General features: G+C 64.4%; 26 protein-coding genes. 4 read left to right on the top strand and 22 right to left on the bottom strand.

Annotation, left to right across the window (positions count from 1 at the left end; translation table 11 throughout):
* Position 1: 1 nt before the first annotated feature.
* From fliQ to uvrB, 17 genes are all read right to left on the bottom strand, one after another.
* Positions 2-271, bottom strand: a complete 270-nt coding sequence (fliQ, locus tag IE100_RS01795) for a flagellar biosynthesis protein FliQ (RefSeq protein ID WP_047967410.1) — start codon at positions 269-271, stop codon at positions 2-4.
* A 3-nt stretch (positions 272-274) separates the two neighbouring features.
* A complete protein-coding gene (gene fliP / locus IE100_RS01790) occupies positions 275-1,021 on the bottom strand; it encodes a flagellar type III secretion system pore protein FliP (RefSeq protein ID WP_189372444.1) in 747 nt (248 codons plus the stop codon).
* Positions 1,018-1,458, bottom strand: coding sequence for a flagellar biosynthetic protein FliO (gene fliO, locus IE100_RS01785; RefSeq protein ID WP_189372443.1), 441 nt, complete (start codon positions 1,456-1,458; stop codon positions 1,018-1,020). The genes fliP and fliO overlap by 4 nt, the downstream gene beginning before the upstream one ends.
* On the bottom strand, positions 1,455-1,901 hold the full coding sequence (gene fliN, locus IE100_RS01780; RefSeq protein WP_189372442.1) for a flagellar motor switch protein FliN: 447 nt from the start codon (positions 1,899-1,901) through the stop codon (positions 1,455-1,457). Before fliN ends, fliO begins: the two co-directional genes overlap by 4 nt.
* A complete protein-coding gene (fliM, locus tag IE100_RS01775) occupies positions 1,894-2,907 on the bottom strand; it encodes a flagellar motor switch protein FliM (RefSeq protein ID WP_189372441.1) in 1,014 nt (337 codons plus the stop codon). The genes fliN and fliM overlap by 8 nt, the downstream gene beginning before the upstream one ends.
* A 2-nt stretch (positions 2,908-2,909) precedes the next feature.
* On the bottom strand, positions 2,910-3,443 hold the full coding sequence (locus IE100_RS01770; RefSeq protein WP_189372440.1) for a flagellar basal body-associated FliL family protein: 534 nt from the start codon (positions 3,441-3,443) through the stop codon (positions 2,910-2,912).
* A 154-nt stretch (positions 3,444-3,597) separates the two neighbouring features.
* On the bottom strand, positions 3,598-4,713 hold the full coding sequence (locus tag IE100_RS01765) for a flagellar hook-length control protein FliK (protein ID WP_189372439.1): 1,116 nt from the start codon (positions 4,711-4,713) through the stop codon (positions 3,598-3,600).
* Positions 4,714-4,777: 64 nt separating this feature from the next.
* On the bottom strand, positions 4,778-5,215 hold the full coding sequence (fliJ, locus tag IE100_RS01760) for a flagellar export protein FliJ (protein ID WP_189372438.1): 438 nt from the start codon (positions 5,213-5,215) through the stop codon (positions 4,778-4,780).
* Between the two features lie 9 nt (positions 5,216-5,224).
* Positions 5,225-6,619, bottom strand: coding sequence for a flagellar protein export ATPase FliI (gene fliI / locus IE100_RS01755; RefSeq protein WP_189372437.1), 1,395 nt, complete (start codon positions 6,617-6,619; stop codon positions 5,225-5,227).
* Positions 6,603-7,403: a FliH/SctL family protein gene (locus tag IE100_RS01750; RefSeq protein ID WP_189372436.1), complete on the bottom strand. Its 801-nt coding sequence runs from the start codon at positions 7,401-7,403 to the stop codon at positions 6,603-6,605. Before IE100_RS01750 ends, fliI begins: the two co-directional genes overlap by 17 nt.
* Positions 7,393-8,391, bottom strand: coding sequence for a flagellar motor switch protein FliG (gene fliG / locus IE100_RS01745; RefSeq protein WP_047967401.1), 999 nt, complete (start codon positions 8,389-8,391; stop codon positions 7,393-7,395). The genes IE100_RS01750 and fliG overlap by 11 nt, the downstream gene beginning before the upstream one ends.
* Positions 8,384-10,048 carry a flagellar basal-body MS-ring/collar protein FliF gene (gene fliF / locus IE100_RS01740; RefSeq protein WP_229800179.1) on the bottom strand — a complete coding sequence of 555 codons (1,665 nt, stop codon included), beginning with the start codon at positions 10,046-10,048 and terminating at the stop codon, positions 8,384-8,386. Before fliF ends, fliG begins: the two co-directional genes overlap by 8 nt.
* A gap of 114 nt (positions 10,049-10,162) precedes the next feature.
* The gene (gene fliE, locus IE100_RS01735; protein WP_189372434.1) at positions 10,163-10,483 is read right to left on the bottom strand and encodes a flagellar hook-basal body complex protein FliE; all 321 of its coding nucleotides are present in this window, start codon (positions 10,481-10,483) and stop codon (positions 10,163-10,165) included.
* Between the two features lie 29 nt (positions 10,484-10,512).
* Positions 10,513-11,841 (bottom strand): sigma-54-dependent transcriptional regulator, encoded by a 1,329-nt coding sequence (locus IE100_RS01730; protein WP_189372433.1) that lies wholly within the window; start codon positions 11,839-11,841, stop codon positions 10,513-10,515.
* Between the two features lie 51 nt (positions 11,842-11,892).
* On the bottom strand, positions 11,893-12,588 hold the full coding sequence (locus IE100_RS01725; protein WP_189372432.1) for a chemotaxis protein CheB: 696 nt from the start codon (positions 12,586-12,588) through the stop codon (positions 11,893-11,895).
* A gap of 43 nt (positions 12,589-12,631) precedes the next feature.
* Positions 12,632-13,120, bottom strand: coding sequence for a low molecular weight protein-tyrosine-phosphatase (locus tag IE100_RS01720; RefSeq protein WP_189372431.1), 489 nt, complete (start codon positions 13,118-13,120; stop codon positions 12,632-12,634).
* A gap of 2 nt (positions 13,121-13,122) precedes the next feature.
* Positions 13,123-15,135, bottom strand: coding sequence for an excinuclease ABC subunit UvrB (gene uvrB / locus IE100_RS01715; protein WP_189372430.1), 2,013 nt, complete (start codon positions 15,133-15,135; stop codon positions 13,123-13,125).
* A gap of 150 nt (positions 15,136-15,285) precedes the next feature.
* On the opposite strand from uvrB, the gene IE100_RS01710 reads away from it, so the two are divergent.
* Complete coding sequence (locus IE100_RS01710) at positions 15,286-16,140, top strand: serine hydrolase (RefSeq protein WP_189372429.1); 855 nt, start codon at positions 15,286-15,288, stop codon at positions 16,138-16,140.
* 63 nt (positions 16,141-16,203) lie between these two features.
* On the opposite strand, the gene IE100_RS01705 is transcribed toward IE100_RS01710, so the two are convergent.
* From IE100_RS01705 to IE100_RS01685, 5 genes are all read right to left on the bottom strand, one after another.
* Positions 16,204-17,247, bottom strand: a complete 1,044-nt coding sequence (locus IE100_RS01705; RefSeq protein WP_189372428.1) for an ABC transporter ATP-binding protein — start codon at positions 17,245-17,247, stop codon at positions 16,204-16,206.
* Positions 17,247-18,857 (bottom strand): ABC transporter permease, encoded by a 1,611-nt coding sequence (locus tag IE100_RS01700; RefSeq protein ID WP_189372427.1) that lies wholly within the window; start codon positions 18,855-18,857, stop codon positions 17,247-17,249. Before IE100_RS01700 ends, IE100_RS01705 begins: the two co-directional genes overlap by 1 nt.
* A gap of 127 nt (positions 18,858-18,984) precedes the next feature.
* Complete coding sequence (locus IE100_RS01695) at positions 18,985-19,977, bottom strand: Fe(3+) ABC transporter substrate-binding protein (RefSeq protein ID WP_189372425.1); 993 nt, start codon at positions 19,975-19,977, stop codon at positions 18,985-18,987.
* Between the two features lie 198 nt (positions 19,978-20,175).
* Positions 20,176-21,462, bottom strand: a complete 1,287-nt coding sequence (locus tag IE100_RS01690; RefSeq protein WP_189372424.1) for a flagellar assembly protein T N-terminal domain-containing protein — start codon at positions 21,460-21,462, stop codon at positions 20,176-20,178.
* An 8-nt stretch (positions 21,463-21,470) separates the two neighbouring features.
* On the bottom strand, positions 21,471-22,169 hold the full coding sequence (locus tag IE100_RS01685) for an LPP20 family lipoprotein (protein WP_189372422.1): 699 nt from the start codon (positions 22,167-22,169) through the stop codon (positions 21,471-21,473).
* Positions 22,170-22,334: 165 nt separating this feature from the next.
* Between IE100_RS01685 and IE100_RS01680 the strand changes: the two genes are divergently transcribed.
* From IE100_RS01680 to IE100_RS01670, 3 genes are read left to right on the top strand one after another with little or no spacing between them, the layout of a single operon-like run.
* A complete protein-coding gene (locus IE100_RS01680) occupies positions 22,335-22,898 on the top strand; it encodes a peptidylprolyl isomerase (protein ID WP_189372420.1) in 564 nt (187 codons plus the stop codon).
* A gap of 18 nt (positions 22,899-22,916) precedes the next feature.
* Entirely contained in the window at positions 22,917-23,417 is a 501-nt protein-coding gene (locus IE100_RS01675; protein WP_189372418.1) for a peptidylprolyl isomerase, read from the top strand.
* A 58-nt stretch (positions 23,418-23,475) separates the two neighbouring features.
* Positions 23,476-24,198, top strand: a complete 723-nt coding sequence (locus tag IE100_RS01670; protein ID WP_189372417.1) for a UDP-2,3-diacylglucosamine diphosphatase — start codon at positions 23,476-23,478, stop codon at positions 24,196-24,198.
* Positions 24,199-24,228 lie beyond the last annotated feature (30 nt).

Genomic DNA, 24,228 nt, shown 5'->3' with positions numbered 1-24,228 from the left:
GTCAGCCGATGGCCAGCGGTATGCTCTGGAACAGCCGCGTGGTGTAGTCCATCAGCGTGGTCAGCATCCACGGCCCGGCCAGCACCAGCACCAGGAACATGGCGATCAGCTTGGGAATGAAGGTCAGCGTCATCTCGTTGATCTGGGTCGCCGCCTGCAGGATGCTGACCAGCAGGCCGACCAGCAGCGACACCGCCAGCGGCGGCGCGGCGACGATGATCAGGATGAACAGCGCATTCTGGATCAGGGTGATGACCGATTCTGGCGTCATGAGCTACCTCCCGCCGAAGCTCTGCACCAGCGAGCCGAGCAGCAGCGTCCACCCGTCGACCAGCACAAACAGCATGATCTTGAACGGCAGGGAAATGATCACCGGCGACACCATCATCATCCCCATCGCCATCAGGATGCTGGCCACCACCAGGTCGATGATCAGGAACGGGATGAAGATCATGAAGCCGATCTGGAACGCGGTTTTCAGCTCGCTGATCACGAAGGCCGGAATCAGCGTCTTCAGCGACACCTCGGCCGGGGTCGCCGGCGCCGGCGAGCGCGAGATCTCGATGAAGAAGGCCAGATCCTTCTCCCGCGTCTGCGTCAGCATGAACGCCTTCATCGGCTTGGCCGCCTCGCCGGCGGCCTGCTCGAACGACATCTTGTTCTCCGACAGCGGCAGCCAGGCATTGGCGTACACCTGGTCCAGCGTCGGCGACATGATGAAGATGGTGAGGAACAGGCTGAGCCCGATCAGCACCTGGTTCGGCGGCGACTGCATGGTGCCCATCGCCTGGCGCAGCAGCGACAGCACGATGATGATGCGCGTGAACGAGGTCATCATCAGCACCATCGCCGGGATGAAGGTCAGCGAGGTCATGAACAGCAGCATCTGCAGGCTCAGCGAATAGCTTTGCCCGCCGGCCGCATCCGGCGCGCTGGTCATCATCGGCAGGCCGGCGGCATGGCTGCCCAGCGGCAGCATCAGCAGCAGCACCGGCACGCCCAATCGTTGGAATTGGCTCATGGCGTATCGTTGGAGGAGGGTCGGCGGTGTTTGGCCAGCGCTGCGGCCAACCATTCGGCAAAGGGCGGCGTGTTTGCCGGCGCGCTAGCGGCACTGGCGGCACCTTCCGGCCGGGCCATGCTGGTCAGCAGGTTGACCTGCTTCGCCGTCACGCCCAGGACCAGCCACTGCCCTTCCAGTTCGACGATCACCACCCGCTCGTGCGGGCCGACCATCACGCCACTGACCACCTTGGCCGGCTGCCAGCGTCCGAGCATGCCGCCCATGCTGACGCGGCGGAACAGCCACGCGGCTCCGACGATCACCGCCAGCACCAGGCCCAGCGCCAGCATCACCTGCACCAGCCCCCACAAAGGCGACGTGCCCGCATCGGCGGCGGGCACGGCAGCGCTGACGGACAGCGGCAGCAACAGCAATACAATCAGCAATCGGTTCATTTCTGTAGTCGGCGGATACGTTCGGCAGGCGTAATGATGTCGGTCAGGCGGATACCGAAACGGTCGTTGACCACCACCACCTCGCCCTGCGCGATCAGGCAGCCGTTGACCAGCACGTCCATCGGCTCGCCGGCCAGGCCGTCCAGCTCCACCACCGAACCCTGCGCCAGCTGCAGCAGGTTGCGGATCGCGATCTTGGTCCGTCCCAGTTCCACGGTCAGCTGTACCGGGATGTCCAGAATCATGTCCAGATTCTGCGGCACCGCCTGGCTCTGGCTGCTACCGGACAGGTCCTGGAACAGGTTGGTCGCCGGTTTCACCTCGGCGGCGGCCGTTTCCGCCACCTCCTGTTCCGCCATGGCGGCAGCCCAGTCGTCCATGGACACTTCTTCGTCAACGGCTCCGGCGACCGAATCCGGATCAAAGCCCTGCTCTTCACTCATCTTCTTGCTCCCCACTCGGCGGCGGCTCAAACAGTTCCTGCGCCCCGGACAGTATCGTTTCCACTTTCAATGCGTAATTGCCGGACACCGTGCCGTAGCTGCACTCCAGCACCGGGATGCCCGACACGTCGGCCACCACCTTCTCCGCCACGTCCACCATCACCACATCGCCAACCTTGAGATTGAGGATGTCGCCCAGCGACACCTTGGTCTGCGCCAGGGTAGCAACCAGTTCCACCTCGGCCGCCTGCACCTGGTACTGCATCAGGTTGACCCAGCGGTTGTCGACCTCGGTACGGTCGGCCTGCATGCTGCTGGCCAGCAGGTCGCGCAGCGGCTCGATCATCGAGTACGGCAGGCAGACGTGGAAGTCGCCGCCGCCGGCGCCCAGCTCGATATGGAAGGTCGCGGCTACCACCACCTCGGTCGGGGTGGCGATGTTGGCAAACTGGGTATTCATCTCCGAGCGCAGATAGACAAACTCGATCGGGTACACCGGCTCCCACGCCTTCTGGTACTCGGCGAACACCACCTCCAGCATCTTGCGGATGATGCGCTGCTCGGTCGGAGTAAAGTCGCGCCCCTCCACCCGCACGTGGAAGCGGCCATCGCTGCCGAACAGGTTATCGACCACCAGGAATACCAGGTCCGGGTCGAAAATCAGCAGCCCGGTGCCGCGCAAGGGCTTGACGTGTACCAGGTTGAGGTTGGTCGGCACCACCAGATTACGGATGAACTCGCTGTACTTCAGCACCCGCACCGGCCCGACCGAGATTTCGGCATTGCGGCGCAGGAAGTTGAAAAAACCGATACGCAGGTTGCGCGCGAAACGCTCGTTGATGATCTCGAGCGTCGGCATCCGGCCGCGGACGATGCGTTCCTGGCGGCCGATGTCATAGGCCCGTACGCCACCGTTGTCGCTGTCCGCGCCGTCGTTGTCCTCTTCCCCGGTCACGCCGCGTAATAGCGCGTCGACCTCTTCCTGGGACAGGATTTCATCAGCCATGATTACTGCAACTGAATGATGAAGGATGTGAAGAGCACGTTTTCAACCGGTTCGTCTTCGCCGGCATCCATCGACTCGTTGATGATTTTCTTGATCTGCGCCTTCAGCTTGATCTTGCCGTCCGCCGACTGCAGCTCTTCTTCGGTCTTGGCCGACAGCAACAGGATCAGCGCGCTGCGGATTTTCGGCAGGTAGGCCTTCATATTGTTTTTGGCGGCTTCGTCATACAGCTCGGCCTGCAGCTCGATCTGCAGCATCGACGAGCCACCGCTCAGGTTGACGACAAACGGTTCCAGCTTCTCGAACACCGGCGGGCCTTCTTTTTTCTCTTTCTTTTCCGGCGCGTGCTCGGCGGAGGCGTGGCTGGCATCGGCTCCGGCGGCCGACTTGTTGCTCAGGAACACATAGGCGGCCAGACCGCCCACCGCGGCCAGTACCAACACCAGCAACACGATGACAACCAAGAGGAGCTTGTTATTGCCGCCTGCCGCGGGCTTGGCTTCTTTAACGTCTTCTTTTTTATCTTTTTCGGCCATGACAATACCTGCTCTCGTTTAAAAGAAATGCTTAACCTCTATTTTCTCCATTTCTTGTCGAGTTGAACAGCCATTTAGTAGATTTCCGGGGAAACAGCAAGTCGCTTTCCGCTTGCGGCCAACCTTGTTTTTAGCCCGCGGCACAACAGGCCAATCAGGCGGTCACGCTCAAGCCGGAGGATACGGCTGCCGCCGGTGCGGCGGACTCCAGCTCAGCCAGCGGCAACGGCGCCTCGGGCTGGGCACGGCCACGCTGCTGCTGCGCCTGCTGGCCGTGCTGTTGCTGGCCCTGCTGCTGCGAGGAGACCTGGGCATCGGCCAGCTGCAGGCCAGCCTGCTCCATCATCCGCGACAGCGCCGGCAGGTGGCTCTCGACGATGTCCTTGGCCATCAGGTTGGAGGTGGTCACCACGATCTGCGCCTGCTCCTTGTTCATGGAGATCTGGACTTCGATCGGCCCCAGCTTCTCCGGGGTGACATGGAAGCGCGCGGAGTCCAGCTGCCGCTCGACTGCTTTCACCACCTGCTGGCCGAAGGCTTCGCCCCACTGCTTGCTGCGATCCATGGTGCCGCCCAGCAGCACTTCCTTCAGCTCCTTGCCGACGCCGCCGGCAGACAGGTCAGTCGGCAATTCCTGCCGCCCGGCGGCAAGTGCCGGCGGCAAGGTTTTCACTTCGGAACCGGCCTCGGCCGCCTCCGCCTCGCGCATGGCCAGTCGCACCGCCACCGCGGCGGACAGGCCGTCGTCCTTCAACGCGCGCAGCGCCCGCTTGTCGCTGCTGGCGGCGGCCAGCAGTCCCGGCAGTGCCGGCGCTTCGTCAGCGGCGGCATCGCCGGTCAGTGCAGCCAGCTCCGACAGCGCGCCGGCAGCCTCGCCGCCCTTGGCGGGCTTGGTTTTGGCACCAGCCAGTGCGGCCAGCTCTTCCGCCGCCAGCGCTTCGCCAAGCGCCGCAGGGTCGGTCAGGGTGGAGATTGCCGCGGCATCCTTGCCGGCGGTGGTCAGCGGGTTGGCCGCGGCATGGCCGGGCATGAACAGCCCCCCCAGCAGCGAGGCTGTGTCTTGCGTTGCAGCGGCAGCCTGCGGAAGCTGACCGATGTCCGGCAGCGTGCGGTCGTCGGCGGGCGCCACGCCCGGCTGACCGAGGGCAAACGCCTGCAGCTGGTTGGCAAAGAACATGGCAAACGGGGAGTCCGGCGTGCTGACGTAGCCCTGGCTCGGGGTCGCCGTGTTGTCGCTCAGGTTTAAAACGGACAGGACGGTAATGGCCATTTAGACATGCTCCTTGTTGTCATCGCCTGACAAAAGCATGAATTGTGCCAATCAAGCGGCCACCTTATTCGTCCTTGCCACGGGCGCCGATGCGGGCGGCAAATTCGTCCATCTGTTTCTGCTCGGCCTTGCGCTGGCGCACGTTCAGGCGCTCCGCCTCGCGCTCCTGCAGCACCTGGTAGGACTTCAGCTGCTTGCGCAGGCCAAGCCAGGCCTGCTTCTCCAGCAGGAAGCGCTGCACGCAACGATCCAGCTCGTGCTGCTGCTGCTGCCGCGCCTCTTCCAGCTTGAGCAGAAACAGGCGCGCATCACGCCACTGCCCGACACCGAGGCCACGCTGTGCCATGTGCAGCACCCGCTGCTGGTAGTCGGCCAGAAAGGCATCCACCTGCCGCAGCGTCGCCTCCGCCTGCGCTTGCGCCTGCTGCGCCTGCTTCATGCGCTTGGCAGCCTCGTCCAGCTTGTCCTGGGCCAGCCGGATCAACAGGTCGAATTTGCTCATGGCCTAGCCTTAGCCGGTCAGTACTTGCTCAAGCTGCGTCAGGCAGGAGGCAAAGTCGTGGTATTCGTTCATCGGCTGGGTCAGGAAGCCGACCAGCTGCAGATGGCGGCGCATCGCCTCGTCCAGCAAGGGGTCGGAGCCGGGCACATAGGCGCCGACGTTGATCAGGTCGCGGCTGCGCTGGTAACGCGAGAACAGCTGCTTGAAGCGGCGCGCCAGGTTGACGTGGTGCGGGGTGGTGACGTCGACCATCACCCGAGAAATGGACTGCTCGATGTCGATTGCCGGGTAGTGGCCGGACTCGGCCAGCTCGCGGGTCAGCACGAAGTGGCCATCGAGAATGGCGCGCGCCGAATCGGCAACCGGGTCCTGCTGGTCATCCCCCTCGGACAGCACGGTATAGAACGCGGTAATGGAACCGGCGCCGGCTTCGGCATTGCCGGCGCGCTCGATCAGCTGTGGCAGCTTGGCGAACACCGACGGCGGGTAGCCCTTGCTGACCGGCGGCTCGCCGATGGCGAGGGCGATCTCGCGCTGCGCCATCGCATAACGGGTGACCGAGTCCATCAGCAGCAGCACGTCCAGGCCCTGGTCGCGGTAGTACTCGGCCAGCGCGGTCGCGTAGGCGGCGCCGTGCAGACGCATCAGCGGCGGCGAGTCCGCCGGTGCCGCCACCACCACCGAGCGCGCGAGGCCTTCCGCGCCGAGGATGTGCTCGATGAAGTCCTTCACCTCGCGCCCCCGCTCGCCGATCAGGCCGACCACCACCACATCGGCGCGGGTAAAACGCGCCATCATGCCCAACAGCACCGACTTGCCGACACCGGAGCCGGCAAACAGGCCCAAACGTTGGCCGCGCCCCACCGTCAGCAGTCCGTTGATCGCACGCACGCCGACATCCAGCACATCGCGCACCGGCGAGCGCCGCAGCGGATTCAGCGGCTGGCTGTACAGCGGGTACAGCGCCTCGGCCAGCGGCTCGGCACCGCCGTCCAGCGGCCGGCCCAGCGAATCCACCACCCGCCCCAGCAGCGACATGCCCACCGGCACCTTGCGCCCCAGCATGCGCACCGTGCCGCCGCTATCGGCCGGCTCTTCGTACAGTGGCGGCCGGATCTCTGGCACCGCGCACACGGCAAGCCCCGGCTGCAGGCCGTGCACGTTGCTGAGCGGCATCAGGTACAGGCGGTCACCGGCAAAACCGACCACTTCGGCCTCGGCCTGATAATCAGCCGACACCATGATCTGGCAGGCGCTACCGACCGGCAAGCGCAGGCCGACCGCCTCCATCACCAGTCCGGTTACCCGCGTCAGGCGCCCCTCAGCCTGCCACACCGGCAGCGGCCGCAGCGCCTGTTCGCAACGTCGCAAGAAGTCGCGCTGCCGCTCAATCAGCATGCTCATCCGCCAGCCCCAGCCCCTTGCGCAGCAGCTGCAAGCGGCTTTCCAGCGTCAGGTCGATGGACGCGGACGGTGTCTCGATGCGGCAACCGCCGCGCGTGAGCGTGGCATCGGCCTGCCACTGCATGCGCCACTGTGGATACTGCTCGCCCAGAAAGGCCTGCAAGGTCGCCAGCTCGTCCGGGTGCGCCTGCACTTTCACCTGCGCCACGCTGTCGGCCAGCGTATCCAGCGCCTCGGTCAGCAGCGAGCGCAGCACCGCCGGGTCGTGCCGCACCACTTCGCCTATCACCTTCTCGGCAAAGCTGACCGCCAGCGACAACACCTCCTGCGACAGGTGCGCGCCCAGCTGCGACAGCTCCTGCTCGAACGACTGCTGCAACTCGGACAGCGGCTGCCAGTACTGCTGAAACTGCTGCTGCGCCTCGAACAGCGCCCGCTCGGCGCCTTCGGCACGGCCACGCTCTTCCCCGGCCTGCATGCCAGCCTGCGTACCGGCCTGCAAGCCGGCGTCGTAGCCAGCCTGCCACGCCTCCTGATGAATCGCCTCCAGCTCGGCCGCGGTCGGGTAGGCGGCGGCCACGGCATCGAGCGGCTCGGCCTCCTGCGACGCCTCCGCCATAATGAGCGAAGCCCCCTCGACAGGGGGCTCCTCCGGCTGCGGCGCGGCTACCACCGGCTCGGGCGGCGCGGTCTCCGGCGCCGCGGCGGCGGCGCCCAGCTCGCCCATGGTCCAGCTGCGCCACTGCCCCAGCGACTCGGCAGGAATGACGTTGTTATTCGACAAGGCCTTCGTCTCCACCTTTGCTTGCAATCACGATCTGACCTTCGTCGGCCAGCTTGCGCACGATCTTGAGGATTTCCTTCTGCTCGGCCTCGACCTCGGACAGCTTGACCGGGCCTTTCGACTCCAGGTCGTCCCGCAGCATCTCGGCCGCACGCGACGACATATTGCGGAAGATCTTGTCTTTCAGTTCCTGGCTGGTGCCTTTCAGCGCCACCACCAGCGAGTTGGACTGCACTTCGCGCAGGATGGTCTGGATCGAGCGGTCGTCGATTTCCAGGATGTTCTCGAACACGAACATCTTGTCCTGGATACGCTGCGCCAGCTCCGGATCGTACTCGCGGATGTAGGACAATGCCGAGGCCTCGACGTTGGAGCCGAGGAAGTTGAGGATTTCGGCCGTCATGCCGACACCGCCGGCCGCGCTCTTCTTGACGCGATCGGCGCCGGACAGCAGCTGCGTCAGCACGTCGTTCAACTCGCGCAATGCCTGCGGCTGCACGCCTTCCAGCGTCGCGGTACGGATCAGCACCTCGTTGCGCACCCGCTCCGGGAAGTAGGCCAGGATGGCACTGGACAGGTCGGGGTCCAGATGCACCATGATGGTGGCGATGATCTGCGGGTGTTCGTTGCGGATCAGGTCGGCGGCGGAGGACGGGTCCATCCACTTCAGGCTTTCGATGCCGCTGTGGTCGTTGCCCTGCAGGATCTTGTCGAGCAGGTTGGCCGCCTTGTCCGGGCCCAGTGCCTCGACCAGCACGTTGCGCAGGTACTCGTCGGTCGCGCCGAAGTTGGCGCGGGCCGCGCACTCCTCCTGGAATTGCGACACCACCTTCTCCACTTCCTCGTGGCTCAGGTTGTTGAGCCCGGCCATGGCCAGGCTGAGCTTCTGCACTTCCTTGGGGCCGAGGTACTTGAAGACCTCGATCGCTTCCGACTGGCCGAGACTGAACAGCAGTACGGAACTGCGGCGAACACCGACGTCACTCATCAGAGCTGATCCATTCCTTGATAATCTGCGCGGCCATGCGAGGGTCGGACTTCACCAGCTCGCGAACATTTTGCATATTAGCCTCGAACGCACGGCGCTGGAGCTCTTTCGGAGACGGATTATCGCTGTCCTCCTCCGACTCGCCCTCTTCGCCCTCCTCACCCGCCACCGCCAGCAGACGACCACTGCTGGCAGCGGTTTCAAGCTCATCCGCCGGCGGCGGCGGTGGCGGACTCACCACGTCACGCATGATCGGCCGCACCACCCCGAACAGCAGATAAAGAATGGCCAGCAGCAACAGGCCATACTTCAGCAAATCGGAGGCATTGTTGCTGGCAAAGTCCAGCACCTTGTCCTGCACCGTCAGCACCGGCACCGCATCGGCAAAGCTGGCGTTGACCACGTTGACCGAATCGCCGCGCTCGGCGTTAAAGCCGACCGCCTCCTTGACCAGATTATTGATCTGGCCGAATTCCTTTTCCGTCAGCGGCGTCGCCTTCAGCACCCCCTGATTGTCGGGCACCATCTTGTAGTTCACCACTACCGCCGCGGTCAGGCGCTTGATGACACCCTTCTGCGACTTGGTGTGCTGGATGGTCTTGTCGACTTCGTAGTTGGTGGTGATTTCGCGGCTCAGCGAACCGGAGGCGGCGCCCATCGGCAAGCCCGACAGGGTGGCCGTGCCGGGCGCGGCGCCCGGCGGCAGCGTCAGCGGTGCCGACGCCGGCGACGGCGGCTGGTTGGTCAACGCCCCGGGCACGCCGGACGGCAGGGCTGCGTCGCGCCCCAGCGTCTCGCTGATTTGCTGGCTGCGGGTAGCGGAAGGATTGGGCGTCGAATTGGGGCGGAAGCTCTCCGAGGTCTGCTCCGACTCGGAAAAATCCACGTTCGCCGTCACCTGGGCGCGGGCGTTTCCCTTGCCGAAAATCGGTTCGAGGATGGTTTCGACACGCTTGGTGTAGTCGGCCTCGATCTGGCGCACATAGTCCAGCTGACGGCGATCGAGCGAGCCATTGTTCTGGTCCGGCACCGTGGACAGCAGATTGCCGTCCTGATCGACGATAGACACATTGCGCAGCGGCAGGTTGGGCACGGAGCTGGATACCAGGTGCATGATACCGGCAATCTGCCCGCCATCCAGAATCCGCCCCGGGCGCAGGGTCAGCATCACCGACGCCGTCGGTTGCTGCTGGTCGCGCACGAACACCGTCTGCTTCGGCATCGCCAGATGCACACGTGCACTGTCGACCACGGCAACCGCTTCGATGGTGCGCGCCAGTTCGCCCTCGATCGAGCGCTGGTAGTTGACCTGTTCGGCAAACTGGCTGATGCCGAATTTCTGCTTGTCCATCAGCTCGAAACCGACGCCGCCGGCCTTGGGCAGGCCTTGCGTCGCCAGCTTCAGGCGGGTTTCGTAGACGCGCTCGCTCGGCACCGAGATCACGCCACCGTCACCGATCTGGTACGGCACGTTCATCTGCTGCAGCGCGGCGGTGACCTGACCACCGTCGCTGTCGGCCAGACCGGTAAACAGTACTTTATAGGGAGGCTCGCGATTGAACACCAGCAAGGCAAACGCGATGGACAACACTGCGGCGATGGCAGTGAAGAACAGGATTTTTTTGTTATTGGGAAGGGCGTTGAAACGTGTCAACACTTCGTTGGCACGCCCCTTCCAGGCAGGCGCAGTATTATCGACCAATTCAGCCATACAGTGGTTATTTCATTATTGATCTTACCGCCGCAGGCCCGAAGCTCGAAACAGACGGCGCTACACTTGCGTATTCATGATTTCCTGATAGGCCGAAACCAGCTTGTTGCGGGCCTGAACCATGGTCTGGAAGCTCAGACTTGCTTTTTGCATCGACACCATGACGTCCTGGATGTTAACGCCTTCCTCACCCAGTTCAAACTGCTTTTGCAGCTCAAGCGAAGTGCTCTGCACCTGGTTGACCTGCTCCAGCGTGCTCTTGAGTACATCAGAAAAATCGACTTCGGGAGCGGTCTTGTCTACCGCAGGCGCCTGACCCGCGGCCAGCGACGACATGGCGCGCAGTTCACCCAATAGCTGATTGATACCCTGCGTGGACATAGTAACCTCTTGCACTGAGGCCGGCGGCGTCAGGCCGAACCGGCGTCTTCTTCACGATAACGTTGCAACTTGTAGCGCAACGTCCTTTCGCTAATGCCAAGGCGTTCTGCAGCCAGTTTCTTGACGCCGCCGCACGCTTGCAGCGCATCAAGGATGTGACGCTTTTCCACCGCCTTCATGCCCAGATCTGACTCTTCGGCGGCGCTGTCCGTTGCCACCGGCAGCACCGCCGTCGATGGCGACAGCATCAGATCGACGGCAGAAACTTCCGGTCCGGCGGCAAGAATTGCCGCCCGCTGCATCACATTATCCAGCTCGCGGATGTTACCTTCCCAACTATAGGCCGTCAATTCACGCTCCGCGTCCTTGCCCAGGGTCAGACGCGACTTGGAAACGGCATTAGCGTGCTTATCCAGCAATTTTCGCGCCAGCGGCAAAATATCCTCGGTGCGTTCGCCCAGCGCCGGCACCGCCAGCGGGAACACGTTGAGGCGGAAAAACAGGTCTTCGCGGAAGCGGCCGGCCGCGACTTCTTCCTGCACCTCGCGGTTGCTGGTGGCCAGCACGCGAATGTCCAGCTTGATGGTACGCGTGCCGCCGACGCGCTCCACCTCGCGCTCCTGCAGCACACGCAACAGCTTGGCCTGCAGAGGCAGCGGCATTTCGGTGATTTCGTCGAGCAGGATGGTGCCGCCCTGCGCCTGTTCGAACTTGCCGGGCAGCACGTTGGCCGCACCGGTGAAGGCGCCCTTCTCGTGGCCGAACAGGGTCGACTCCAGCAGGTTATCGGGAATCGCCGCACAGTTGACGGCGACAAACGGCGCCGCGCTGCGCCGCGAGTGACGGTGGATGAAGCGGGCCAGCACCTCCTTGCCGGCGCCACTGGGACCGCTGATCAGCACGCTGGCGTCGCTGGGCGCCACCTGCCGCGCGATGGCCAGCAAGCGTTTCATCGGCGCGGAATAGGCCAGCAGCTCCTCGTCGCCTTCCGGCTCCGGCAGCAGGTATTTTTCCACCTCGGCAATCAGCTGCTGCGGCTCGAACGGTTTCAGCAGGTAATGGCTGGCGCCGGCGCGCAGCAGGTCGATCGCGCGCTCGATCACGCCGTAGGCGGTCATCAGCACGAAGGGCAAGGCCGGATAGGCGGCCTTGACCTGCTGGAACAGGGTGTAGCCGTCCATTGGCTGCATCTGGGCATCCGACACCACCAGGCCGACCGCATTGTCGCGCAACACCTGCAGGGCCGACTGACCATCCGCCGCCTCCAGCACCGCGTAACCGGACAGCACCAAGGTATCGACCAGCGCTTCGCGCAGGTCGGCATCATCTTCCACAACCAGGACAGGCAAATATTTCATGGGTAACCGATGTAGTTCATGACAGGACAGGGCCAGCCACCGGACAACAGCTCAGTCCTGATGCTGGCGCTGGCCGCACAGCGCGACCAGGCGCGCGGCAATATTGTTGAGTGGCAACACTTCATGGGCGGCACCGAGGGCAATGGCCTCCTTGGGCATGCCGAACACCACGCAGGACGCCTCGTCCTGCGCGATATTGTGGGCGCCCGCCTCTTTCAGCTCGCCCATGCCGGAGGCGCCATCGCGCCCCATGCCGGTCAGGATCACGCCGATGGCATTGCGACCGATAACGTTGGCCGCAGCGCGGAACATCACGTCCACCGACGGCTTGTGACGGTTGACCGGCGGCCCCTGGTGCAGGCCGATCGCGTAACCGATGGTGCTGGCCGGCCTGATCAGCAGGTGGGAATGGCCCGGCGCGATATAGACCACGCCCGGCTGCAGGCGCTCGCCGTCTTCCGCCTCCTTGACCCGCAGCCTGCACAGCGAATCCAGCCGCGCGGCGAAGGACTTGGTGAACATCTCCGGCATGTGCTGGGTGATGATGATCGGCGGCATCTGCTCCGGCAGCGCGGTCAGCAACACCCGCAGCGCTTCGGTGCCCCCGGTGGACGAACCGATGGCGATGACCGTCTGGCGCCCCAGTGCCAGCCGGCCAGGCTGGCGAGGCAGGATGGCGTCGGCACTGTGACTGGGTGCGACTTCCAGCGGCTTGAAATCCAGCCCTTCCCTACGCGGCATGACCATGTTTTTTCCTTCTGGCGGCGCCCAAGCGCGGCGTCAGGTTTTGTTATATCGCAGACAACTGCGCCCTGGCCTTGTCCAGCCAGCCGCGCGACGCCTGCTCCAGCAAGGCGAATACCGCTTCGAAACCGGCCTCCCCGCCGTAGTAGGGATCCGGCACCTCGGCTTCCGCCAGCATCAATACCAGCTCGCCGGGCCAATCCGCCGGCATCTGCCGCCGCAATTGTGCCAAATGATCGTAACCGGCAACCAGGATCAGATCAAACTGCTGCCAGTCTTGCGGCCGGAACGGCCGCGCCCGCAAGGCGCTCATGTCGACGCCGTGGCGCAGCGCCGCCGCCACCGTGCGCGGGTCCGCCGTTTCGCCGGCGTGCCAGGCCGAGATGCCGGCGGAATCGACCACGACCCGCGCCGCCAGACCGGCACGGCCAACGTCACGCGCGAAGATGGCGTGCGCGGTCGGCGAGCGGCAGATGTTGCCGGTACACACGAACAGCACCCGGAAACGGGCGGACGACAGGGACTTGTTTTTCATGATTACAGCGGATTGATCCAGGCTTGTTCTTTCAACACTTTCAACTGGTCACGCAGGCTGGCGGCTTTTTCGAATTCGAGATTGCGCGCCGCTTCCAGCATTTCCTTTTCGATGCGCTTGATTTCCTTGGCCAGCGCTTTTTCATCGAGTATCACCGTGGACAGCGCGCTCTTGCGTTTCGCGATACCGGCATTATCGCCGTAAACGCCGTCGATCAGGTCGCGCACTTTCTTGTTGATACCCTGCGGCACAATACCGTTGGCCGCATTAAATGCCAATTGTTTATTTCGACGGCGCTCGGTTTCATCAATGGCGCGTTTCATGCTATTGGTAATTTTATCAGCATAAAGAATGGCGCGACCCTGCAAATTACGCGCCGCTCGGCCGATGGTTTGAATCAGGCTGCGTTCGCTGCGCAAAAAACCTTCCTTGTCGGCATCCAGGATCGCCACCAGCGACACCTCCGGAATATCCAGCCCCTCGCGCAGCAGGTTGATGCCGATCAGCACGTCGAACATGCCCAAGCGCAGGTCGCGGATGATCTCCACCCGCTCCACGGTATCGATATCGGAGTGCAGGTAGCGCACCTTCAGCCCGTGCTCGGTGTAGTAGTCGGCCAGCTGCTCCGCCATGCGCTTGGTCAGCGTGGTCACCAGCACCCGCTCGTCGCGCTCCATGCGCAGGCGGATCTCCGACAGCAGATCGTCGACCTGCGTCGCCACCGGGCGGATCTCGATCTCCGGGTCCACCAGGCCGGTTGGCCGCACCACCTGCTCCACCACCTGGCCGGCATGCGTAGTCTCGTAGTCGGCCGGGGTGGCGGACACGAAGATGGTCTGCGGCAGCAGGCGTTCGAACTCGTGGAACTTCAGCGGCCGGTTGTCCGCCGCCGACGGCAGGCGGAAGCCGTACTCAATCAGGTTCTGCTTGCGCGCGGCGTCGCCCTTGTACATCGCGCCGACCTGCGACACGGTAACGTGGCTCTCGTCGATGAACATCAGCGCGTTCTTCGGCAGGTAGTCGATCAGCGTCGGCGGCGCATCACCCGGCGCGCGGCCGGAAAAATGCCGCGAGTAGTTCTCGATGCCCTTGCAGAAGCCCATCTCGTACAGCATTTCCAGGTCGAAACGGGTGCGCTGCTCGATGCGCTGCGCCTCCACCAGCTTGCCTTCCTTCTGGTACCACTCGATGCGCTCGCGCAGCTCCAGCTTGATCTGCTCGCAAGCGCGCAGCACGGTGTCGCGCGGCGTCACGTAGTGGCTGCCGGGATAGACGGTAAAGCGGCCGACGCGCTGCTTGGTGGCGCCGGTCAGCGGGTCGAACAGGGTCAGCGTTTCGATCTCGTCGTCGAACATGCTGACGCGCAGCGCCAGCTCGGCGCTTTCCGCCGGGAAGATGTCGATCACGTCGCCGCGCACGCGGAAGCCGCCGCGCGAGAAATCGACGTCGGCACGGTCGTACTGCATGGTCACCAGCCGCGCGATGATGTCGCGCTGCGCGATGGTCTCGCCCTCCTTCAGGTGCAGGATCATCTGGTGGTATTCGGACGGATCGCCGATACCGTAGATCGCCGACACGGTGGCGACGATGATGCAGTCCGGCCGCTCGAGGATGGACTTGGTCGCCGACAGCCGCATCTGCTCGATGTGCTCGTTGATGCTGGAATCCTTCTCGATGAACAGGTCGCGGCTCGGCACATAGGCTTCCGGCTGGTAGTAGTCGTAGTAGGACACGAAATACTCGACCGCATTTTCCGGGAAGAACTCGCGCATTTCCGCGTACAGCTGTGCGGCCAACGTTTTGTTGTGAGCCATGATGATGGCCGGACGGCCGGTGCGGGCGATGACATTGGCCATGGTGAAGGTCTTGCCGGAACCCGTCACCCCCAGCAGGGTCTGGAATGACAGGCCGTCATCCAGCCCCTCCACCAGCGACGCGATCGCCGTCGGCTGGTCACCGGCCGGCGGAAACGGCTGGTGCAAATGGAACGGACTCTCCGGAAAAACAATATTCATCGACATTCACCCATTCGTCACGCCAGGGATAGCTGGTCCAATTGTTTTTCATGGCACAAATAGAAAATCAATCCGGACAAATCCATTCTGGCGATTTAAAATAAAATCTGTTTTATTGCGTCACTCACCACGCATCGGAGCCACAAAAAGATGCTAAAGAATTTATTTGTTGCTTGCGTGCTGGCGCTTGGCAGCGGTGCCATTATGGCCGCCCAGCCGACAAGCTATCATCCGTCGGAAGCCACCCAGCCGCAATTAAGCTCGCACTCGGTCGCCATCGTCGACGGCCGCACCGGGCAGATGGTATTCGAAAAGAATGCCCGGCAAAAGTTGCCGATCGCCTCCATCACCAAGCTGATGACCGCGATGGTGGTGCTGGACGCCGGCCTGCCGCTGGATACGCCGATGACCATCGGCGAGGAGGAAATCGACCGCCTGAAGAACACCGGCTCGCGCCTGGCCGTCGGTTCCACGCTGACGCGTCGCGAGATGCTGCTGCTGGCGCTGATGTCGTCGGAAAACCGCGCCGCGGCGGTGCTGTCGCGCTACTACCCCGGTGGCCGCCCCGCCTTCATCGAGCGCATGAACCAGAAGGCGCGTGCCATCGGCATGCAGAACGCCAGCTTCTACGACTCGACCGGGCTGGACGTGCGCAACAGCGCCACGGCGATGGATCTGGTGCGCATGGTCAAGGCCGCCAACCAGTATCCGCTGATCCGCCAGTTCACCACCATGACCGAGTACACGGCACAACCGACCGCCACCCGCACGCTGCACTACAAGAACAGCAATGCGCTGGTGCGCGAGGGCCAGTGGGCGATCGAGCTGTCCAAGACCGGCTTCATCAACGAAGCCGGCGGCTGCCTGGTGATGGAAGCCGAAGTCGGCAGCCAGAAGCTGGTCTTCGTGCTGCTGGCCGCCAACAGCACGGCGGCACGGGTGCGTGACGCCCGCTCGATCAAGACCTGGCTGGAGTCCATTCCGCACACCTGGCTCGCGGGCTGAACCACGCCAAGGTTGGCCGCAAGCAAAAACCCGGTGCCAGGCACCGGGTTTTTTCATGGCCGCTCAGCGCGCAAAGGCAATCAGGTGGTCCAGCTCCAGGCGGATGCCGATCGCCTCGCCGATGGCGTGGTTGTGATGACTAGGCACCTGCGCCAGCACCTGCTGCCCGGACGGCAGCTGCAGCGTGTACATGAACTCGGAGCCCATGAACACCTTGCCCTTGACGGTGGCGGTCAGCGCGCTGTGGTCGTCGTGCACCACGTCGTCCGGACGCAGCAGCACGTCCACCTGCGCGCCGACCGGGTAGGCCAGCGGCGTCAGGCTGCAGTACTCGCCCACCTCCAGCGTCACGCACTGCGGCCCGCTGATCACTGCCGGCACGAAGGCGCCCTGGCCGATGAAATCGGCGACGTAGCGGCTGGCCGGCTCGTGGTACAGCTGGTACGGCGACGCCCACTGCTGCAGGTGGCCGTGGTGCATCACGCCGACCTTGTCGGCCATCGCGAACGCCTCCTGCTGGTCGTGGGTGACCATGATCGCGGTCATGCCCTGCTCCTTCAGGATGCCGCGCACCTCGTGCGACAGGCGCTGGCGCAGGTCGACGTCGAGGTTGGAAAACGGCTCGTCCAGCAGCAAGAGCCGCGGCCGCGGCGCCAGCGCGCGCGCCAGCGCCACCCGCTGCTGCTGGCCGCCGGACAGTTCGTGCGGATAGGCGCCGGCCAGCGCCGACAGGCCGACCACTTCCAGCATCAGCCCGACGCGCGCCTTGCGCTCGGCGTCGGCCAGGCCACGCAGGCCGAAGCCAACGTTGGCCGCAACGTCCAGGTGCGGGAACAGCGCATAGTCCTGGAACACCATCCCCACCGCGCGCAGATGCGCCGGCTTGTTGTAGCCGGGGGCCGCAATGCGCTCGCCGTTGAGGCGGATGTCGCCACCGCGCAGCGCCTCGAAACCGGCGATGCAGCGCAGCACCGTGGTCTTGCCGCAGCCGGAGCTGCCCAGCAGGCAGGCGATCTCGCCCTCCGCCAGCTGGAACGACATGTTATCGATCACCGGCTTGCCGGCGTAGGCCTGGCTGACCGCATTCAACTGAAGCAAAGCATCCATCAAGCAACATCCTTTTGACGTGACAGCAGCAAGGTGGGAATCAGACCGACCAGCACCAGCACCACCGCCGGCAACGCCGCCTGGTCAAACACCCCTTCCGACGTCAAACCGTAAATCCTGACCGCCAGCGTGTCCCAGCCGAACGGGCGCGTCATCATGGTGATCGGCATCTCTTTCATCACGTCGACAAACACCATCAGCACCCCGGTCAGCAGGCCGCCCTGCAGCAGCGGCAGGTGCACGTGGCGCAGCAGCGCAAAGCCGGAATAGCCGAGGTTGCGCGCCGCTTCTTCCTGGCTGCGCGTGATGCGGTTCATCGCCGCGTCCACCGCCGAATAACCGACGGCGAGAAAGCGCGACACGTAGGCCAGCAGCATCACCGCCAGCGTCCCCTTCAGCACCGCTGTGACGTCCTGACCGGCAAAGAAGCGCTCGATCAGCACATTGTCCAGCCAGGCAACCGGCACGAAGATGCCGACCGCCAGCACGGTGCCCGGCACCGCGTAGCCCAGCGTCGCCACCCGCGCCAGCAGCCGCACCAGCGCGCCACCGTCACGGCGGCGGGCATAGGACAGCAGCAAGGCGATGCAGACGATCATCAGCGCCGCCATCATCGACAGCGTCACCGAGCGCAACGCGTAACCGAACAGCGCCTCGTTCCACTCCTGCTCCAGCGCCCCCCACGACCACACCAGCAGCTGGCCGAACGGCAGCACGAAGGCCAAGACCAGCACCAGGAGCGCGTAGCCGCTGGCCAGCCAGGCACGCGCGCCGGCCAGCCGCAGGCGCGGCAGCGGTGCCGCGCGACCGGCCTGCACATAGGCGCGACGGCCGCGCGCATACTGCTCCAGCGCCACCATCACGAAGATCAGCGCCACCAGCAGCGACGCCAGCTGCTTGGCGGTATCCAGCGAGAACAGCGAGAACCACGCCTTGTAGATGGCGGTGGTGAAGGCATCGAAGTTGAAGATCGACACGGTGCCGAAATCGGCCAGCGTTTCCATCAGTGCCAGGATCAGGCCGCCCATGATCCACGGCCGCGCCATCGGCAGCGCGATGCGCCAGAAGCCGGCGCTGCGTGACAGGCCCAGCGTCTGCCCCACCTCCAGCGCGCGGCGACCCATGGTGGAGAAGGCATTGCGCGCCAGCAGGTAGACGTAGGGATAGAACGCGAGGCTCATCACCAGCACCAGGCCGCCGGTGGAGCGGATCGGCGGAAACCAGCGCGTATTGTCGAAATGCGCGCGCAGCAGGGTTTGCACCGGGCCGGAAAAGTCGAACAGCCCGACCTGGGTGAACGCCATCACGTAGGCCGGCATCGCCAGCGGCAGCATCAGCGCCCAGTTGAAGTGCTTGCGCCCCGGAAAATCGTACACCGCCACCAGCCAGGCCAGCGGCACGCCCAGCAGCAGCACGCCGGCGGCCACGCCCAGCACCAGCCACAGTGTGTTGTTCAGCAGTTCCGGCAACGCGTAGTCGAGCAGGTGCTGCCAGATCACCGGGTCCGGCGTCAGCGACGACAACACGATCACGGCGAGGGGGATCAGCGTCAGCAGGCTGATCAGCAAGGCGACAAGCGGCCAGCGCCAGCGTCGGAAAACGGATGGCATAGAAAAATGAAGGCGAAAATCAAAAGGCGGATTATCCGCCTTTAGCCCTTGCGGCTCAAACGACATTCACGGGCCTCGCAAAGAAAAAAGGGCGCCACGGCGCCCTCGGGTCGATACCACTGCGGGATTACTTGTAGCCGACGCGGTCCATCAGCATCACAGCTTCGGCCTGTTTCGAGCCGGCCACTTTGACGTTGATCAGGTTGTGCTTGAAGTTGCCCCACGACGCCACCAGCGCATCGGCCTTCACTTTCGGGTTGGCCGGGTACTCGAAGTTGACGTCGGCGAACATGTTCTGCGCCTTGTCGGACGACAGCCACTCCAGCAGTTTCACCGCGCCCTTCACGTTCTTGGCGTAGCGCACGATGCCGGCGCCGGACACGTTGACGTGGGTACCCTTGCCAGCCTGGTTGGCCCAGAACGGGCTGACCGGGAAGCCCGGGTTCTTGGCCACGATGCGGCCGTAGTAGTAGGTGTTGGCCAAGCCAACATCACACTGGCCGGCGGCAATCGCCTCCAGCACCGCGGTGTCGTTGCCGAACGGCGCGGTTGCCAGGTTGTTGACCCAGCCCTTGACCATGCGCTCGGTGGCCACCGGGCCGATATCGGCGATCATGGTGGCAACCAGCGACTGGTTGTAGACGTTCTTCGAGCTACGCAGGCACAGCTTGCCCTTCCACTTCGGGCTGGCCAGGTCTTCGTAGGAAGCCAGCTGTGCCGGCTTGACGGTGTTCTTGTTGTAGAAAATGGTACGGGCGCGGACCGACAGGCCGAACCAGTTGTTGTCCGGGTCGCGCAGGTTGGCCGGAATGTTGCCGTTCAGTACGGCCGACTTGACCGGCTGGAACAGACCCATGTCTTCGGCCTTCCACAGGTTGCCGGCGTCCACGGTCAGGAAGATGTCGGCAGGGGAATTGCTGCCTTCTGCCTTCAGGCGCTCCATCAGCGGGCCTTCCTTGTCGGAAATGACCTTGATCGCAACACCGGTTTCCTTGCTGTACGCATCGAACAGCGGCTTGATCAGCTGTTCGGCACGGGAGCTGTACACCACGATTTCTTCCGCAGCAGCGGATCCTGCGAAGACAGCCAGCAGCGAGGCAAGCAATACCTTTTTGTTCACAGTCACACTCCTTTAAAGCCCGTTGTCAGGCATGGCATCAATGGCAGCGATTGTAATAAAGACAAGAATCGTTATCAACATCAATTTGCAACAAAACTGATCTACATCAGTTCCGGCCGCGCATGAAACCGCATCACATAAAGCAAAGGTTGGCCGCAAACGGCGTTTGCGGCCAACCTTTCAGGCATGCCAATCGTCTCAGCGTCGAACCGGGAAACGCACCCAATCGCCGACATCCACCTTGCCACGGGCATTGCGCAGCATCGCCACCGCCAGCCGCGGCTGCACCTGCAGCAGCTCGACATCGCCGATCACCCGCTCCGGCAACCCCAACACCACGCCGTCGCCACGGCGAATCTCGGTCTGCGGTTGCTGCTTGTAGACGATGAGGCGATCGGCACTGGCCAGGCCGTCCAGCGTACCGGCGCCCAGGTAGACGCGATCACCGTCCACCCGCACCACCCGCGCCGCGAACGGCAGGCAGTGCATGGTGTTCGCCAGCTTGCCGGCAACGCCATCCAGCAGCGTCGCCACGCTGCGGCCATAGTCGTTTTGCTGGAAGCGACTCAGTTCGAAGACACGCAGCGAGCTGTCGTGTACCGCGCCGCGCGCGGTCGTTGCCACCGTGGCCGTGGCCAGCACGCCACCGGTCAGCGCGTCGTACAGCCAGTATTCGACGGCGAAGCGACGCTCCACCGGCACCACCCGTGCCGAGGCACCGAACAGGCCGGCCAGCGGCCCGGTGTAATACAGCCCGGCCTCGCTGCCGCTGGCGCCGCCAAACGCGCCCAGCCGCGGCTCCTTGCGGGTGACGCCGGTGTTCAGCACCCGCCCGGCGAGCACGAACTGCACCTCCTCGCGGCGGCCGATGTCGCGCACGGCATCGCTGGCCTGCCACGGCTCCTGTACCTTGCCGCCGGGAAACAGCGACACATTGCCGGCATCCAGCGCGCGCACGTCGCGCAGCGCATTCAGCCGCCGCGACAGCTCGGACGGCAACCAGGTCGCCAGATTGCCAAGATCGCCGGCATCCTGCGGTTGCGACACCTCGAAATAGGTGCTGACCAGCCGCCGGGTCAGGAAACGCCCCGCCGGTGTCGCCGGACGGGCGCAAGCCTGACTGGCCGCAGCAGTGGCCGGTTCCGCGGCGGACACCGGCTCGGCGGTATCGACCTCCACCGTGACAAACAGCAGCCCGTCACGCTGGCTTTCCTGCAGCACGCGCGGCGTGCCGGGCAGCGTCAGCGGACCGGTCATGCTCGATTCGCTCAGCTCGCCGTTATCGAGCCGCGACGTGGCCTGCAGCGTACCGGCGTGGGTCATCGCCATCTGCCGCACCGCGTCCTCGATCGCCTGCTGCCGCGCCGCGACGCGGCCGGACTCCAGCGAGGCCACACCTTCGGCACGATACACCTCGGCTGCGGCCGGCCCCGCCAACAAAAACGCCGCCCACAGGGCGGCGTACCAGAATGGTTTAGTCTTCATCTGCGCCGTCATTGCGAAACATAGTAGTCGCCACCGTAGACACAACCGCTGTCGGTACATCCCAGCTTGCTGCCGTCGGCGGCAGGCAGCACCCGCGCCGCGGTCGCCACGTTGCCGGTGGTCACCAGCGCGCTACGATAAGCCTTGAAGAAGCCTTCGTCCAATACCACCTCGCCGATGGTCTCGCTGCTGCCGTCGGCCTTGAACTCGGTGGACAGCAGCCGCACGCCGCGCAGGTAGGCATCGACGAACACGCGGTAGCTGTCGTTGGCCGCGATCATGTTGCCGACGGTACTGTTACCGGACAGCTTGAAGCCCTGCACCTGCTCCGCCATCGCACGGTAGGCATCCAGCTGCGAGGCGCGCATCGCCAGCAGGCGGCGCTGCACCGGCGACAGGGTACGGCTGGCCGGTGGCGCGCCGTAGCCGACCACGCGGATGCGCAGCGCGTTGTACTTTTCCGCTTCCTTGGCCGGCGGCTCGGACAGCGGGCCGACGTAGCCGCCGCCCATCATCACGCCGCCCTGGGTCATCACCGGCTGCCGGGAGATGCCCGGCTGCTCATGGCTACCCGCCACGGCAGGCGCATCGGCAACCACCATCCAGCCTTCGCCGCCCGCGCCCTGCGCCACCGGGGCTGCGGACGAGGCGCAGGCGGTCAGGGACACCAGTGCCAGTAGCGTTGCTGCCAAAACCGTTTTTTTCATTGCGTTCTCCGCCTACTGATTACATTGCATGTCGTGTTATTGCGTCATCGGTTTATCGGCCGCTGCCGCACAATCTTTAACGGACGGCCGCAGTCCGCGCCGGCTGGCACATCGCCGCCGGCCTCATGGTAAACTGCGCGCCTCAACTCTCCGGAAACCATGGCCATGAAGAAGATTGCCGCCCTCGCCTTGCTGTTGCTGCCCCTGCTGGCCAGCGCCGCGCCCAAAGTGGAGCTGCAGACCAACAAGGGTCTGATCACCGTCGAGCTGGCGCCGCAAAGCGCGCCCAAGACCGTCGACAACTTCACCCGCTACGTCAAGGCCGGCCATTACGACAACACGGTGTTCCACCGCGTGATCGACGGCTTCATGATCCAGGGTGGCGGTTTTACCATCGACGGCGGTGCGCTGTCACAAAAACCGACACGCGCGCCGATCGCCAACGAGGCGGACAACGGCCTGAAGAACGTGATCGGCAGCATCGCCATGGCGCGCACCAACGATCCGCACTCGGCGACCTCGCAATTCTTCATCAACCTGGTCAACAACGATTTTCTGGACTTCCGCAGCAAGACGCCGCCAGGCTGGGGCTACACCGTGTTCGGCAAGGTGACGGCCGGCATGGACGTCGTCAACCGCATTGCCAAATCGCGCACCGGCTACATCGGCGGCATGCAAGACGTGCCGATGGACCCCATCGTGATCCAGAAAGCCACTTACAAACCCTGATCCCCAAGGACCACCATCATGATCAAACTGACTACCAACTTCGGCGACATCACGCTGGAACTGTTTGCCGACAAGGCCCCGAAAACCGTCGCCAACTTTGAACAGTACGTGCTGGACGGCCACTACGACGGCACCATCTTCCACCGCGTGATCAACGGCTTCATGATCCAGGGCGGCGGTTTCACTGCCGACATGAAGCAGAAGGACACCCGAGACACCATCGAGAACGAAGCCAACAACGGCCTGTCGAACAAGACCTACACCATCGCCATGGCGCGCACCCCGGATCCGCACTCCGCCAGCGCCCAGTTCTTCATCAACGTGTCGGACAACGACTTCCTGGACTTCCGCAGCGAAACCATGCAGGGCTGGGGCTACGCCGTGTTCGGCCAGGTGGTGGCCGGCCAGGACGTGGTTGACCGCATCAAGGGCGTGAAGACCGGCCGTGCCGGTGGTCACCAGGACGTGCCGGTCGAGCCGGTGATCGTCGAAAAAGCCGAGATCGTGGCCGCCGCCTGATCCCGTTCACGCAAGACCCGGGGCCGCTGCGTGCGGCCCTTATTCATGGTGCCGCACGATGGCCATACACCTGATCTCCGACCTGCACCTCCACGCCGACGCGCCGTGGCTGGGCGAGCTGTTCCGGCGCACGCTGCGGCAGTGGGCCGGCCACATCGACGCGCTGTACATCCTGGGCGACCTGTTCGAGTACTGGGTCGGCGACGACGACGATGACGCCTTCGCGCGCAGCATGGTCGCGGCGATGCGCGACTTCAGCCGCCACACGCCGCTGTACGTGATGCACGGCAACCGCGACTTCCTGCTCGGCGCCGGCTTTGCCGCCGCCAGCGGTGCCACGCTGCTGCCCGATCCGCACCCGCTGCAGGCCTACGGCCACCGCTACCTGCTCAGCCATGGCGACGCGCTGTGCGGCGACGACACCGCCTACCAGCAGTTCCGCGCCATGGTGCGGCAGCCGGCCTGGCAGCAGGCCTTCCTGCTCAAGCCGCTGGCGGAACGCCACGTCATCGCCCGCCACATCCGCGAGCAGAGCGAATCGCGCAAGCAGCAGGACGGGCCGAGCGAAATCAGCGACGTGAGCGAAGACGCCGTCGTCGCCCTGCTTGCGGCCAACCCTGGCCGCACGCTGATTCACGGCCACACCCACCGCCCGGCCGTACACTGCCACACGCTGGCCGACGGCGAGCACACACGCTGGGTGATCCAGGACTGGCACGACGGCAGCGCCGGCTACCTGCGCCTGGACGAGGGCGGCGTCTCCGCCCACCCGCTGCCGTAAGCCCCCGCCCGTCACAAGGTTGGCCGCAAC

Source organism: Vogesella alkaliphila, from assembly GCF_014652475.1.
GTDB classification, from domain to species: Bacteria; Pseudomonadota; Gammaproteobacteria; order Burkholderiales; family Chromobacteriaceae; genus Vogesella; species Vogesella alkaliphila.
The sequence above is the reverse complement of the archived record's forward strand: the minus strand, read 5'-3'. Positions and strand labels throughout refer to the sequence as shown.